This window comes from Oleiphilus sp. HI0066, from assembly GCF_001635725.1.
Map to the genome: position 1 here is coordinate 1 of NZ_LWFH01000589.1, position 562 is coordinate 562.

A 562-nucleotide genomic window follows, 5' to 3' on the forward strand; every position below is an offset into this window, starting at 1 on the left:
GCGCAACAAACTGCTCATATTCTGGCACGAAAATCTCGCCACCATCACCAAGCGTCTCAACCAAAACGGCTGACGCAGCAATGTCATTGCTCGTTGAAGAATGTGTTATTCGACTAACGCCAAGTGCTGCCGAGAGGAAAACAAAAAACACCGAAACAAGAAAAATGGGTGAATTGGTCAACCTTTGAATGGATGGCATTTATTCCTCACTTAATTGGATTTCTAAAAAAACTACCGGAACTACGAACGAGTCCACACTTTCGGATTTATTTTTTACACTGTAAATTTTACACTGTCAATTTTTTAACTTATCGTATGACTCATGGGAAGAAGAAAACTAGACGAACAAGAAGTGGCAGAGTTCAGAGCAAAGCTTATGGACCAAGCACTCATACTATTTGCGAAACACGGATACCGTGACGTATCAATTAGAGCTATTGCCCTGGCGACTGGTTGCAGCGCCATGACGCCATATCGCTATTTTGAAAACAAAGAAGCGATTTTTGATGCTTGTCGCGCTCGCGCCTTCGAGCGATTCGCCGAGTTTCACGAACAGATTGTT

Annotated in this window: 2 protein-coding genes; one reads left to right on the plus strand and one right to left on the minus strand. The window is 43.1% G+C overall.

Annotated features, from left to right (window positions below; genetic code table 11):
* The coding region (locus A3738_RS07780; protein ID WP_156504075.1) for a hypothetical protein at positions 1-199 on the minus strand (199 nt) is incomplete at its 3' end.
* 123 nt (positions 200-322) lie between these two features.
* Here A3738_RS07780 and A3738_RS07785 point away from each other — a divergent pair.
* Positions 323-562 (plus strand): TetR/AcrR family transcriptional regulator (locus tag A3738_RS07785; RefSeq protein ID WP_156504076.1); only part of this gene is annotated, 240 nt, incomplete at its 3' end.